This window comes from Kordiimonas aestuarii (assembly GCF_025574465.1).
Taxonomy (GTDB): Bacteria; Pseudomonadota; Alphaproteobacteria; order Sphingomonadales; family Kordiimonadaceae; genus Kordiimonas; species Kordiimonas aestuarii.
Genome location: NZ_JAOBPP010000009.1, coordinates 60,131 through 74,051 on the forward strand (window position 1 = coordinate 60,131; position 13,921 = coordinate 74,051).

General features: G+C 54.0%; 12 protein-coding genes. 6 read left to right on the forward strand and 6 right to left on the reverse strand.

Annotation, left to right across the window (positions count from 1 at the left end; all coding sequences use genetic code 11):
• Positions 1-290 precede the first annotated feature (290 nt).
• Positions 291-611: a VOC family protein gene (locus OEU85_RS01395; protein ID WP_262689646.1), complete on the forward strand. Its 321-nt coding sequence runs from the start codon at positions 291-293 to the stop codon at positions 609-611.
• A gap of 108 nt (positions 612-719) precedes the next feature.
• Here the strand turns inward: OEU85_RS01395 and OEU85_RS01400 are convergent, their stop codons facing one another.
• From OEU85_RS01400 to OEU85_RS01415, 4 genes are all read right to left on the reverse strand, one after another.
• Positions 720-1,940 (reverse strand): threonine ammonia-lyase, encoded by a 1,221-nt coding sequence (locus OEU85_RS01400; RefSeq protein ID WP_262689647.1) that lies wholly within the window; start codon positions 1,938-1,940, stop codon positions 720-722.
• Between the two features lie 79 nt (positions 1,941-2,019).
• Positions 2,020-2,877 (reverse strand): alpha/beta fold hydrolase, encoded by an 858-nt coding sequence (locus OEU85_RS01405; protein ID WP_262689648.1) that lies wholly within the window; start codon positions 2,875-2,877, stop codon positions 2,020-2,022.
• Position 2,878: 1 nt separating this feature from the next.
• Positions 2,879-4,405, reverse strand: a complete 1,527-nt coding sequence (locus OEU85_RS01410) for a class I adenylate-forming enzyme family protein (protein WP_262689649.1) — start codon at positions 4,403-4,405, stop codon at positions 2,879-2,881.
• A gap of 93 nt (positions 4,406-4,498) precedes the next feature.
• Positions 4,499-6,763, reverse strand: coding sequence for a TonB-dependent receptor (locus OEU85_RS01415; RefSeq protein WP_262689650.1), 2,265 nt, complete (start codon positions 6,761-6,763; stop codon positions 4,499-4,501).
• Between the two features lie 168 nt (positions 6,764-6,931).
• Here OEU85_RS01415 and OEU85_RS01420 point away from each other — a divergent pair, with 168 nt between their 5' ends.
• Both OEU85_RS01420 and OEU85_RS01425 read left to right on the forward strand, forming a co-directional pair.
• Positions 6,932-7,603, forward strand: a complete 672-nt coding sequence (locus OEU85_RS01420) for a TetR/AcrR family transcriptional regulator (protein WP_262689651.1) — start codon at positions 6,932-6,934, stop codon at positions 7,601-7,603.
• A gap of 54 nt (positions 7,604-7,657) precedes the next feature.
• On the forward strand, positions 7,658-9,862 hold the full coding sequence (locus tag OEU85_RS01425) for a S9 family peptidase (protein ID WP_262689652.1): 2,205 nt from the start codon (positions 7,658-7,660) through the stop codon (positions 9,860-9,862).
• A gap of 79 nt (positions 9,863-9,941) precedes the next feature.
• On the opposite strand, the gene OEU85_RS01430 is transcribed toward OEU85_RS01425, so the two are convergent.
• The gene (locus OEU85_RS01430; RefSeq protein ID WP_262689653.1) at positions 9,942-10,196 is read right to left on the reverse strand and encodes a SemiSWEET transporter; all 255 of its coding nucleotides are present in this window, start codon (positions 10,194-10,196) and stop codon (positions 9,942-9,944) included.
• Here OEU85_RS01430 and OEU85_RS01435 point away from each other — a divergent pair.
• Complete coding sequence (locus OEU85_RS01435; protein WP_262689654.1) at positions 10,180-10,566, forward strand: hypothetical protein; 387 nt, start codon at positions 10,180-10,182, stop codon at positions 10,564-10,566. The two genes, OEU85_RS01430 and OEU85_RS01435, sit on opposite strands and share 17 nt — an antisense overlap.
• A gap of 67 nt (positions 10,567-10,633) precedes the next feature.
• Here the strand turns inward: OEU85_RS01435 and OEU85_RS01440 are convergent, their stop codons facing one another.
• Complete coding sequence (locus tag OEU85_RS01440) at positions 10,634-11,509, reverse strand: alpha/beta fold hydrolase (protein ID WP_262689655.1); 876 nt, start codon at positions 11,507-11,509, stop codon at positions 10,634-10,636.
• 311 nt (positions 11,510-11,820) lie between these two features.
• Between OEU85_RS01440 and OEU85_RS01445 the strand changes: the two genes are divergently transcribed.
• Both OEU85_RS01445 and OEU85_RS01450 read left to right on the forward strand, forming a co-directional pair.
• Positions 11,821-13,404, forward strand: a complete 1,584-nt coding sequence (locus OEU85_RS01445; protein ID WP_262689656.1) for a peptide chain release factor 3 — start codon at positions 11,821-11,823, stop codon at positions 13,402-13,404.
• Positions 13,405-13,488: 84 nt separating this feature from the next.
• A complete protein-coding gene (locus OEU85_RS01450; protein ID WP_262689657.1) occupies positions 13,489-13,911 on the forward strand; it encodes a VOC family protein in 423 nt (140 codons plus the stop codon).
• Positions 13,912-13,921 lie beyond the last annotated feature (10 nt).

Here is a 13,921-nt window from a genome sequence, read left to right on the forward strand (position 1 = left end):
ACAAAAATACAATAAGGCCGGGAAGGGTAACTTTCCCGGCCTTATTGTTTTCCGGCGGAGCCTGACGCGTTATTACATGCGTCGAAAAAGAGCAGGGCTGTTTTAACGGGTAAGTCGGCTCGATCCACTGAAACAGGATGATCTGTATCCCGTGTGCGGGAGCTCCCGACAGCCAGCAAGTAAACGAGTTGCTGTCTGTCTGTCGGGGTATGCCTTTCGTGCGCTCCTTTGCCAGTGCCGCGAAGGAAAGAAAATAGGCATGATCCTCTATCATTGTGACCTGCCGGTGAGTGACGTCTGTACCGCGGCAACGTTTTTCCCGGTATCTGGATCTCACGCTGGTCTTGAATAAAGGCACCCTCGCGCTCCTTGAGGACGCGGGGGGCTTTGTGCTTGTTCTCAGCCAATCAGCGGGCGGAAAAGCGGTGGTTTATCCGGGCGGCTTTCATATTGGCTTCAACATGGATAGCGAAGCGCACATGAGGGCCATACATGAGCGGCTGACTACATCAGGCGTAGCTATATGCAGGCTGCTGGGTAGCATCAACGGCGCGCTTACTTTCCAGTGCAATGGGCCGGATGGGATGGTGGTGGAGTTTGCGCACCGGTGAAACGCTACGGGTAGAACAATAGATGTGAGCCTCTAGCCATACAGAGCCCACATCTCAAGAAAGGGTAAAAGTACCCAGCGACATCAACGCCTGGAAATGTGCGGGAGGCTATACCGTCTTGGCGAAATCGACCTTGAAACCAACATCTTCCAGCGCGTCGACAAGGCTTTGTGCATGATCGCGGTCCTTCGCTTCAATCACCAGTTCCATTTCCGTCTGCTTCAGGGAGAGGGCGCCAAACTCGCGCTGGTGGCGCATCTCAATAATGTTGGTTCCCACCTTTGCGACGACATCTGTCACTTTCGCAAGTGCGCCGGGCTGGTCCATCATCGTGATCCTCAGACGGGCAAGGCGGCCGTCACGTGCCATGCCGCGCATAATGGCGCTCGCTAGCAGGCGGCTGTCGATATTACCGCCCGAAAGCACGATGCCAACCTTGTGCCCCCTGAACAGTTCCGGGTGGTGCATCACCGCGGCCAGGCCAATGCCACCAGCACCTTCCACGACCACTTTCTCGATCTCCATGATCGTTATGATGGCGGCTTCGATGTGTCGTTCGGGCACAGTGACAATGGTGTCCACGAGTGAACGAACAACGTCCTGTGTCTTCAGGCCGGGTTTGTTTACGGCAATGCCTTCAGCGATCGAGATATTGTCGCCGCGCAGCGATTTACCCTCAATGGTTTCCTTCATGGCCGGGAAGGCTTCGGTTTGCACACCCACAATACGGATTTTTGGATTGATATGCTTGGCGATTGTCGCAATGCCGGAAATGAGACCGCCGCCGCCGATGGGCACAACCAAAGTGTCGAGTTCCGGCACATCTTCCAGCATCTCAAGCCCCACGGTTCCTTGGCCTGCCATCACCAGAGGATCATCAAAAGGGTGAATGAAGGTCAGGTTTTCCTTGTCTGCAAGCGCGTAGGCCGCTTTGGTGGCGTCTTCAAAGTTGGCGCCCGTAAGCACAACACGTGCACCCAGTTCCTCTGTGCGTTTGACTTTGTTAAAGGGCGTTCCTTCGGGCATGACAATGGTGGCCGGAATACCAAGGCGCCCGGCATGATAGCTGATGCCTTGCGCGTGGTTGCCCGCTGACGCCGCTATCACACCCTTTGTGCCGTCCGGCAGCGACAGCAGCTTATTCAGTGCGCCGCGCTCTTTATAAGCAGCTGTAAACTGGAAAATCTCGAACTTGAACCAACATTCGGCGCCGGTAATCTGGGAGAGCGTTTGTGACTTTTCCATTGGCGTGCGTTTAATGCTGCCGCCGATTGCCTTTTCAGCTTCGTAAACATCTTGGGCGCTTATTGGCAATAATTGTTCACTCACGGCTCACTCCACGAAATAAAAATACGGTCCGCAGCATTGCCACAGACCGTATGGTGTGTCCATAAAAAGGTGGAAATTATTACAGAAACCGTGCGATCAGGCCGTCGATTGCAGCCTTGCAAACCGGTTCGCTCATCAACGGGACGTGGCCAAGGCCTGGCACAGTGACCGGCACAAGGTCCGGATGTTCATCGGCCATGCGCGCCAGCGTGTTGGCAGAGAGGATATCCGATAGCTCACCCCGCAAAACCACAACCGGGATGTTATGGAGCGCAGCAAAGGCTGGCCAGAGGTCCGGGGCGCTTTGGTCATTGGCACTTTCGAAATTCTGGCTGATGGCGGGATCATATTGCACCACCGGTTTGCCACCATTGTCTGCATAGAGGTTACGGGTATACCCTTCCCATTCCGTGTCGGTGAAGTTCGGGTACACGCCCGCGTTGGCTGTTTTGACGGCGCGAACTGCTTCCTGCCATGTCTGCGGCGGCGTGCCTTTGCCAACATAACTTTTGATGCGCTCAATGCCTTTTGGGTCCACTTCCGGCCCGATGTCGTTGATTATCGCGGCCTTGAGGGCGCCCGGATACATCGCCTGCATGAGCATGGTCATTAATCCGCCCAGCGATGTACCCAGCGCAATCACCTGAGCAACGCCAAGGTGTTTCAACAGGGTCATGACATCCGCAACATAGGTGATAGGGGTGTAACGGCTGGGCTGAGGATCGTACTCCGACAGGCCACGGCCGCGGTTTGCGATCGCGATAATACGGCAACGGCCTGCAAGGTGGTCTGCGATCGCCTCGAAGTCCTTTGGGTTGCGTGTCAGCCCGGGCATGCAAAGCACAACGGGGGCATCGGCCCCCGCGCTATTATAGTCCCGGTAGTGCTGCTTCAGCCCGTCCGGGTTGGTGAAATAACAATCGGTATATTCCCCCATGTCAGTTTCCCCCATAAATCTTGCGAAGCTCGCGCTTCAGTATCTTGCCGTTTGGGTTACGCGGCAGCGCGTCCGTCAGCGTTACACCGGATATGCGCTGCTGCCTGCCAAGCAGGGCGTTGGCCCAATTGGCGAGCGCGACACTATCCAGGTTTGAACCTGCTTCGGGCACCACAATTGCCAGTGGCGTTTCGCCCCAGCGTTCACTGGGTATGCCGATGACAGCCACGTCATTGACGGCTTCATGTTTGATCAATACCGCTTCAATATCCTGCGGGTAGATGTTTTGTCCGCCCGAGAGGATCATGTCTTTCTTGCGGTCGACAATATAGAGGTAGCCCTGATCGTCCAATTGTCCAATATCCCCGGTTCTGAGCCAGCCTTTACCGGTTTCATCTGTCCATGTCGCCTCGATCGTTGCATCGGGGCGGTTCAGGTAACCGGGCATAACGATACGGCCACAACCAACAATCTCGCCGGACTGGCCCGGGGGTACTTCCCTGTCATCGTCACCGATAATCTTGATGTCGGTACCGATAAGGGGCTTGCCAACGGAGGCCATGCGACCTTCAGCATCCTCCGGGTCAAGGGTGGTGATAACACCCTCGGTCAGGCCGAATAGCTCAATCACAGCTTTGGGGCCAAGACGCTTGAACAAGGTCTCTTTCAGGGTTGCGTGGAGTGGCGAGCCACAACTCATGACGGCCTCGATGGAGGAGAGGTCGAAATCGGCCTGCCCGGGTACCTCCATCAGGCGTTGATACTGGATCGGCACCATCGCAAAATGGGTTATGCCCCGATCCTGTATGGTCTGCAGCACGTCGTGGGCGTCGAACTTTGGTGCGATGACCATGGTGCCGCCGGAAAGCAGTGTGCACAGCATGCCAACCCAACTGATGTTGGAATACAGCCCGATGGTAAACAGGGTTTTCGCCGCTGAATGGTATCTCAGGGCAATTGCCAGATCATATGCCCAGTCTCGCCGGCCTTGATGCACATGAAGGATGCCTTTTGGCATACCCGTGGTGCCAGAACTGTAGATAACATTCAGCGGGTCGTCCCCGGTTAATCCTGGGGCGGGTAGATTTGTATCTGCATCCTTGCTGAAGGCAGCCAGGGCAGTGTCGCTTACCGTAAGGACATCCGGGTGCGACTTAAGGTAAGGCTGAAGCCGGGTTTGCTGGTCTGTTGTGCAAAACAGCGCGCTGATATCTGCATCATTGAGCATGGCTTCAAGCGCTTCGTCGCTGACCGACAGGTTAATCGGTACCGAACAAGCGCCTGATTTCATGATACCCACAAGTACTTCAACCATTGCGATGCCGTTGCTCATGACAACGCCCACCATGGCGCCGCGGGAGATGCCGGTCTCGATCAGCGCGTTCGCGATACGGTTTGTATTGTCTTCAAACTGGTGCCACGACACCACTTGTTCTTCGCATACAAGCGCGGGCTTGCTGTCTTTCCATTTGCCATGCAGTGACAGGATTTCCGGCAACAGCGGAGCACTGGTATCAAATGCAGCCATTTGACGATCCCACATCAAGAGTTGAATGGATTACCGCCTTGGGCGGCGGGCAGGGGCCGGAGTGACCTTTCTCTCCGGCCCCATACCTGGGGTTTAAAACTTCACGCCAAGCGTTGCCGTAATGGTGCGTGGTGGTCCATAGAAGGTGGTGATGTTGTTCTCAAGGCCGAGGGTCGGGAAATTGTAACCCGCGGTCTTGTATTCCTTGTCACCAAGGTTCTTGCCGTGCAGACCAAGTGAATAGTTGCCGTTCTCTGACGTCCAGACGATGCTGGCATTAAAGAGACTGTAGGCATCCTGATCAATCTCCGTGACCGGCGTTTCAAACTGAACGATCGAGCCTTTGTGCGACCAGTTGCCGTTGAAGCTGATGGTGCTGCCGTTTGACATTGGCATCATGTAGGTCATGCCGACATAGGACATGAATTCGGGCGTGTTCTGCACGGCCCGCTGGTCCGCGACGTTTACACCATTCAACAGCCATTCTTTGATCTCGGCATCGAGAAGGTTCAGCGAGGTCTGCAGGGTCAGGTTTTCGGAAAGAAGGAAAGTGCCTTCAAATTCGATACCTTTGATCGTTGCCTTACCAGCGTTGGTCACGGTGCCGACAAAGCCGTCGTTGGTGCCATCACCGTCACTGTCGATCGGTAGGGATCCGGGGATCTGCATGTCTTTATAATCGCTGTAGAAAGCGGCAATATTGGTGCGCGCGCGGCCATCCAACCATGTGGACTTGAGGCCAATCTCGTAGCTATCGAGTGTTTCGGCATCAAAACCGTCTTCTACCTCGGGTGAGGAGAAGTTTGCCCCGCGCGGGTCGAAGCTGCCAGCCTTGAAGCCGCGGCTGAAGGAGGCATAGACAAGAGCATCATCACTGACCTTGTAATCAAGCGCGACACGCGGCGAGAAATCTTTGAAAGTGCGGTCATTTTCAAAGTCGCTTGTTGCAGCAAGGAAGATGCTGTCGTCGAAGCCGAAGAAGGGTGAGCCCTGACCAAGATAGTTGCCGCGGAAAATATCGGCGGAGCGCTTGTCGTTTGTGTACCGACCGCCAACAGAGACGGAAACCGCATCGTTCACCTCATAGGTGAGGTCAGCGAACAGGGACCATGCCTTGGTATCCACCGTGCCGCCCGTGTAGGCAACCAGTTCGTCGCCATAAGCAACGCGGCCAAGCTGGCCGAGCACTACGTCAAAGTCGTTCGATGCACTGGCGTCCAGATAGTAAAACCCAAACACACCGGACAATTTGTTGCCAGTGTAAAGAAGCTGGAATTCCTGGCTGAATTGCTCGTTATCATAAATAACGGGAGCGTCCATGTCATCGACTGCCAGGCTGTCGAAATCGATGACAGACTCGGTATAGTCTTCACGGTAGGCCGTGATGGATTTAAGCGTCACTGTGTCGCTGGCTGTCCATTCAATTGTGCCCTGGATGCCTTTTGCCGTGACTTCGTTATTGCCGTTGATACCGCTGGTGGAACCGTTCTCGGTGGCGCCAGCGTAAGTGTCATAAACACTATCGGTTACCGGTGTGCCGCTGACCGCGCCGGGATAGGGACGATAGCCCGCCACCGCATTCGAATCATCATCTGTGTAGTCGGCGGAAATGCGGACGAACAAACTGTCGCTTGGCAGGAACTCGATGCTGGCGCGTGCGGCAAGGATCTCTTTGTTATAGTGTTCTTCGCCTGTGGTTAGGTTTTCACCGAACCCGTCGCGATTGAGCGATGCGACGGTTGCGCCGACGCGAACCTTCTCACTGACCGGCATGGAAGCCTTGGCGACGGCATCAATCTGGTTATAGCTGCCATAAGAAAGCTTGAGGCCAAACTCGGGCTCGTCCGACAGGCGCTTGGTGACATATTTGATCGCGCCACCGACCGCATTACGGCCATAAAGTGTGCCCTGTGGGCCGCGCAGAATTTCAACCCGTTCAACGTCATAGATGTCGAGGAGGGCGCCTTGAGGGCGCGCCATGTAAACATCATCAAGGTATAGCGCTACCCCTTGCTCAAAACCCGCGAGCGGATCTTGTTGACCTACGCCGCGGATGAACGCTGTAAGGGTGGAACTGGTCGCGCGGGAAGGCTCAAGCGTTACGCTTGGCGCCATTTGTGCCAGTTCTGTGATGTCGGCTGCGCCGCGCAGGGCAAGATCACTTCCGGAAAATGCAGAAACGGCAATTGGAACATCCTGAAGGCTTTCTGTGCGTCTGCGCGCTGTGACCTGGATTTCCTCCAGCGCCATCACGCTTGTATCTGCGCTCTCTTGCGCCAGAGTTGGATTGGCGACCACCATCGCAGCGGAGCCTGCGCAGCCCATCAGGGCAACGCGTAGTGCGTTAGATACTCTCATATTTCCCTCCCCAGGGTTGTGAGTAGATTTATCGACCTTGGTCTTATTAAAATTCAACATCCGTTGAAATGTCAATATAAAAATTCAACGATCATTGAATTTAGTGCTGTTTGGGATTTACGTGCATAGTCGCCTTGGGCTAAGAGTGAAGGAAATGGAGGGGGAAGAGTGGCAAAAACCACACCGAACCGGCGGGTCAAACGTAAAGACAGAATTCTGGACGCGGCTGAAGCTTTGTTTGCAAAGCATGGCTTTGATGGTGTCTCGATGCGTATGGTTGCAGACAGGGCCAAGGTAGACCTTGCGCTGGCAAGCTATCATTTTGGCAGTAAACGCGGCCTTTTTGACGCTGTGCTGCTGCGTCGCGCCGAGGTCTTGAACAAGACACGCCTTGAAGCGCTTGAGAAATGTCAGGCGGACGCAGGCGAGGACGGCCCATCGGTGGAAGATATCATTGATGCTTTCCTCAAGCCGCTTCTGGCCCATGGCTATCAGGAAGATGAAGGCTGGCTGCATTATTTTGAGTTGATCGCACAGATCAACAACTCGCCGGAATGGGGCGGGCAGCTTATGACCAAATATTTCGACCCGCTCGTGCGCCGGTTCATGGATGCGCTGAAAAAGGCGCTGCCGGACGCGGAAGCTGAAAATATCTACTGGAGCTACCATTTCCTTTCCGGGGCTCTGACACTGACCTTCGCTCATACTGGCCGTATTGATCAGTTGTCGGACGGGGTGGCGAAGTCCGAGGATATGGTAAGCGCGTATGAACGCATGGTGCCGTTTGTCGCGGCTGGTTTCCGGCAGCTTTGTGTGCCCAAAGACCGGGAAAACACATAACAGAGAAGGGAAGGGCGGCAGTTTTGCTGCTCTAATCATAAACAGGGTGGACCAATGAAGAAGATGAATATTGCGGCGGCGCTGGTATGTGCCGCATCAATGACGGCGGCAGCAAAAGCGGATGACCTTACAATTGAACGCCTGCTTGGCAGCCCAAGCCTGAGTGGCCCCACTGTGCAAGGGCTTCAGCTGTCGCCAGATGGCAAGCGGGTGACATTCCTGCGTGGCAAGGAAGAGAATCAGGCGCAACTGGACCTGTGGGAATTTGATGTCACGACAGGTGATGCGACGCTTCTTGTGGACTCAAATGTGCTTTTGGGCGGCGAAGCGGAGGAGTTGAGCGAGGAAGAAAAGGCTCGGCGCGAGCGTAACCGCACGCTGACCGGCAAATCTGGCATTCTCAGTTACTTTTGGTCCGGCGATGGCACCAAACTTCTGTTTCCGCTCGGGGGTGATGTATATGTCCTGCCGCTGGAGGGGAAGGTAAAGCGTCTCACTAAAACCCCCGAATATGAAACCGACATCAAGTTTAGCCCGAAAGGGACGTATGTTTCCTTCGTGCGAGATCGGGAGCTGTTTGTTGTGAACGTGGACAGCGGCACTGAAAAGCAGCTCACAACGGGTTCGAGCGATACGATAGCCAATGGCATGGCCGAGTTTATCGCACAGGAAGAGCTGGGGCGGTATACCGGTTACTGGTGGTCACCAGATGAGACCAAGGTTGCTTATGAACAGTTTGATGAAAGCGGGGTGATCGTCAAGGACCGCTATGAAGTACAGCCAGATGGCGGTGTTGTGACCCTCAAGCAGCGTTATCCGGAGGCCGGTAGTGCCAATGTTACAGTGAAACTGGGCGTGGCTGAAGTCGCCTCCGGCGAAAGTCACTGGGTGTCACTGGGTGATGAGGAGGACATCTATCTGGGGCGTGTTGGTTGGACAGCCGACAGCAGCAATGTCATTTTTCAGCGCCTTAACCGCTCCCAGACACTGCTTGATATGATCGCATCCGATTTAAATGGTGGTGTAGAAACTCTGTTGAGCGAAAAGTCAGACATCTGGGTGAACCTTCACAACAACCTGAATTTTCTGGCTGACGGGCGTTTTGTCTGGACGAGCGAGAAAACCGGCTATCGCCACATTTATCTTTATGGGTCGGATGGTAAGGAAATCCGGGCGTTAACCGCAGGCGACTGGGTTGTAAATGAAATTGAGAAGGTCGATGCGGGGGCTGGCCTTGTTTATTTCACGGGCTACAAGGATAGTCCGATCGAACAACACCTGTATTCCGTTGCGCTCAAGGGCGGCGAAGTGGTGCGCATAAGCCGCGAAGCGGGTTGGCATCAGGTGGAAGTGGGTGATGGTATTTTCGTTGATAAGTTTTCAAGCCCGGACCAGCCACCTCAGATAATGGTGCGTTCGCTGGCTGACGGCACCACCAGGTCTGCGGTGCTTGCCAACGAACTGGACAGTGAGCATCCGTTTGCTCCCTATAATGACGGTTCCGTAGAGACAGAATTTGGCACGATCAAAGCCAGCGATGGCACAGACCTGTATTATCGTCTGTACCGCCCGGCCACCCTCGAAGCAGGAAAAAAATATCCCGCGGTAATGGCACCATATGGCGGACCGCATGGCCAGCGTGTGAGGCGGGAGTGGAAGCTTGATTTCAACAACTATCTTGCCCGTAACGGTTATGTAGTGATGGTGCTGGACAACCGCGGCATGTGGAACCGGGGCCTCGCGTTTGAAGGCCATATCAAGAATGCCATGGGAACTGTCGAGATTGATGATCAGGTGTCTGGTGTCAACTATCTGAAAGGCCGCGATTATATCGATGGTGACCGGATTGGCATTTGGGGATGGTCCTACGGCGGTTATATGACCCTGATGGCGCTCTTCAAGGAGCCCGATGTCTTCAAGGCTGGTGTCTCTGTGGCGCCGGTGACCGATTGGCGGTTGTATGACACGGGGTATACGGAACGTTATCTCGGGCACCCTGACGCGCCGGGCGATGTTTATAACAAGTCCAGTGTTTTCCCCTATGTAGACACGTTCAACGGTGATCTGTTGCTGATCCACGGCATGGCAGACGACAATGTGTTCTTCGACAATTCCGTGAAGCTGATGTCGGTGCTGCAGAATAAGAACAAGCCGTTTGAACTGATGACATACCCGGGCAAGAAGCATGGCATCCGGGGGGATGTGCAGGCGCACCTGTATAACAGGGCATTCGATTTTTTTGAGCGTTCACTCAAGTAGAGCGCGTTGCCGGATATCGATTAAATGGAAAAGGCCGGTTATCTCCGGCCTTTTTCATGACTGTTGTGAATTTTTTATTTCAGCCGAAACGGAGCTTGGCAACGATGACCGAGCTTGCCAGCCCAAAGGTGATGACGTTGGCGATGATCACAGGAAGATCACCAATTACAAAGCCGTAAACGATCCACATAAAGATACCAGCGCACAGAATAGTAAACATGCTGAGTGATACGTCCTTCGTTGACTTGGTCCGCCAGGCACGAAGAACCTGCGGTACAAAGGCTATGGTGGTAAGGCTGCCCGCAAGAAGGCCAAGCATGGTTATCGTATTCACGGGAACTCTCCCTCACATTGGGTGGCGGATGGCTGTATACAGCACCGCGATGTTTGCTCACCTAGTGACACCGAACTGGTGCAAAGGCAACGAAATTAAAGCCTGCTGCAATCCGCAGCGCACCGGCATTGGCAGCGCTGTCATTAATTCTATCATGCTGCTTAGGAAAATGACGAAGTTTTTACGAAAACGATCTTTGGGTCTTGCAAAATTTTTTTTCTGGACTATATGGTCCATTAATATCCTTGGCTGGTTTGGGTGCGCCGCTGAAGAGCGCGCCAACAGTGTCGAGACGCGAGTTACGCAGGCCGGATTTCGGGTGAATTTTCCCTCCCCTTTCCCTCATCCCGGAACGGGGCAGGCGTATTAAATGGCGAAAGCCGGGAAGGTGGCTGGCACCACTTCCCGGCTTTTTGTCTTGTTGAAGGTGTCAGCTGTTACGCGGCCTGTTTAACCGGTTCGGCATCGAGGTCACCTCTTACCGCGCCCAATACGATATCAATCATGGTCCGGAATTTCTCGACATGGATCATATGGTCCGCATCAGGCACCGCAATGAAGCGTCCACGCCTGAAACTGTCCGCGACACGCTGATTGGCGGCAACGGGCACAAAATGGTCATGTTCCCCGGTAAAGACCGTGGCATCAACGTCCGGCATCAACGAAAGGTCTGTCTTGCCGTCACGCAGAATGCGTAGCGTGTTGTGGCGGAACTGTTCTTTGATGCCGGTTGTCGCATTAAGTAGTGCGTTTTCAAGTTTGCCAGCGGTGATGCGGCAAAGCTTGTTGCTTTCCCTGAGGTCCAGATTGGTCATCAGGTTGGTGAACCCGGCCGCGAACTCTTCCATGCGGTTCCATTCAAGCTGGAACAGCAGCAGGTTAAATTCATAAACCAGTGCATCGGGAAGTTTCTCCATGGCCGATGCCAGGATGAGTTTTTCCACGCCAAGATACATCTGGGCATAGCGCATTGCGATAATGCTGCCATATGAACAGCCCAGAAGGTTGATGACATCCACACCAAGGCGTTTAAGGCCAAAGTGGATGGCACGACAAATAAACTCGAATGAGAAGGTATGTGGCAGTACGCCGGTATCGCCATTGCCGGGCGTGTCGATGACAATGACCCAGCTTTCTTTGGCGAGGGCCATGCTCAACTTCTCAACCTGGCTAATGTTTTGAAATGCACCGCCGATAAAAACAAGCGGTATATCCGTCAGCCCCTTTGAGTATTCCTTCAGGTGAATTGGGAACCCTTCAAAGGAAAAGCTGTGGAAACAGGTGTCATATGAAAGTGTATGTAAGGTAGTCACGGGCAGCCTCATAGTTAACGTAGTTGATACAAGTTGCCTGATCATTTTTCGCAGAAATCTGCGCCTTACAGATGGTGCCTGCCACCTATATGGTTAATGGACGGGGCAGTACATGAAATCCGCTTAGGTTGCAAGGAGAGCCAAGGGTGTTTCGGAAGATGGCGCTAGAAAATGATCGAGCGTGACATTTTTGCGACAAATTTGATTAAAATTGTCCTTAATTCTCCTTTCATTCAGTGAAAAAAGCGCTAGGGTGCGCGCAGAATTTCAACTGCTCCCGCAGCTCGGGGCTGAATTTTGGACGATTCGTAATGACACTTGGCGGCCCTATCGATCGGCGGCGTACCTTTGCCATCATCTCGCACCCGGATGCGGGTAAAACGACCCTGACCGAAAAATTGCTGCTTTTCGGTGGCGCCATTCAGGCGGCCGGGGAAGTGAAAGCCCGGGGTGAGCGTCGGCGGGCGCGCTCTGACTGGATGAAGGTGGAGCAGGAGCGCGGTATTTCTGTCGCATCGTCTGTGATGACGTTTGACTATGAAGGCCGGACCTTCAATCTTCTCGACACGCCGGGCCACGAAGATTTTTCGGAGGATACCTATCGTACCCTGTCCGCGGTTGACAGCGCAGTGATGGTGCTTGATAGCGCCAAGGGCATCGAGGCTCAAACCCGCAAGCTGTTCGAAGTCTGTCGTCTGCGGGACATGCCGATCACAACGTTCATCAATAAGCTGGACCGTGAAGCCAAGGACCCGTTTGAGCTGTTGGATGAGGTGGAACAGACGCTGGCGCTGGATGTATCGCCAGCCAGTTGGCCCATAGGCATGGGGCGTGAATTCAAGGGCTGTTATGATCTGATTCACGATCAGCTTATTCTGTTTGATCGCGGTAAGGGCGACCTCGTGACCGAAGGCATTGAATGCCGTGGCCTTGACGATCCGAAGCTTGATGAATTGTTGCCTGACTATGCCGTTGAAAAATTGCGCGCTGATGTTGAGATGGTGCGCGCATTGTGCCCGGCCTTTGACCGTGAGGCTTATCTTGAAGGCACATTGACCCCTGTTTTCTTCGGATCGGCTATCAATAACTTTGGTGTGCAGGAATTGCTCAAAGGGCTGGCTGACTTTGCACCAAAACCTCGGGCCGGTAAGGCGCTTGAGCGCAAGGTTGATCCGCTGGAGGAGAAGGTGTCCGCATTTGTCTTCAAAATTCAGGCGAATATGGACCCCAAGCACCGCGACCGTATTGCGTTTGTACGTTTGGTATCCGGTCGGTTCCGCAAGGGCATCAAGATGAAGCATGTCCGCAGCGGAAAGATCCTGGCAATCCATAATGCGCAGCTTTTCCTTGCTCAGGACCGAGAGGTCGCTGAAGAAGCTTATGCTGGCGACATTATCGGAATCCCCAACCACGGCAATCTGCGCATTGGTGACACCTTGACGGAGGGCGAGATCATTCGCTTTACCGGCGTGCCGTCATTTGCGCCGGAAATTCTGCAAAAAGTGCGGGCGGATGATCCGATGAAAGCCAAGCATCTTGGCCGGGCACTTGAGCAACTTGCGGAAGAGGGGGCTGCCCGTGTTTTTAAGCCTAACCTGGGGAGTGACTGGGTGGTGGGCGTTGTTGGCCCGCTGCAGTTTGATGTGCTGGCGGATCGCATCCGCACAGAATATCAGATTCCGTGCCGCTTCGAGCCGACAAGCCTGATGACGGCGGAATGGGTAGAGGGTGACCCGCGCGAACTGAAAAAGTTTGGTGAACAGAACCGGGCGTCGATGGCCGTGGATCATGCTGGTGCACCAGTTTACCTCGCGCGTAACACCTGGCATCTTGACAAGGCTAAAGATGACTTTCCGTCGTTGCGGTTTCTCAAGACCAAGGAAGAGGTCTATTAACCTCGAAGGTCATGCAAATCTGGGGTCGTCAAAAGCGACCCCAGGGGCTAGACTCTCCCGGTAATAAGTTGAGGGAGAAAAACGATGAGCGACAATGACGGTGTCATCACCGGTGTGGGAGGTATCTTTTTCAAGTGTCGTGATCGCGAAGGCCTTGTTGACTGGTACCGCAACAAGCTGGGCTTTCCTTTTGATGGGACCGGGGCCAGCTTTGTGTTTCGCGAGGATGATGATCCCGAGAAAGCGGGCTATTTTGTCTGGGGCCCCTTCAAAAAAGAAACCGAATATTTCCGCCCTTCCGGCCGCGAGTTCATGATCAACCTGCGAGTGCGGGGACTTGAGGCTCTGCTGGACCGGCTAAAAAGGGCCGGTATCGAGCAGATAGGGGAAATGGAAGAGTATGAATACGGTAAATTTGCCTGGATACTTGACCCTGAAGGCACCAAGATCGAGCTGTGGGAGCAGATTGGCGAACCGCCCATCGTCGATGAGGATAAGCCAGACTAATCTCATTGGT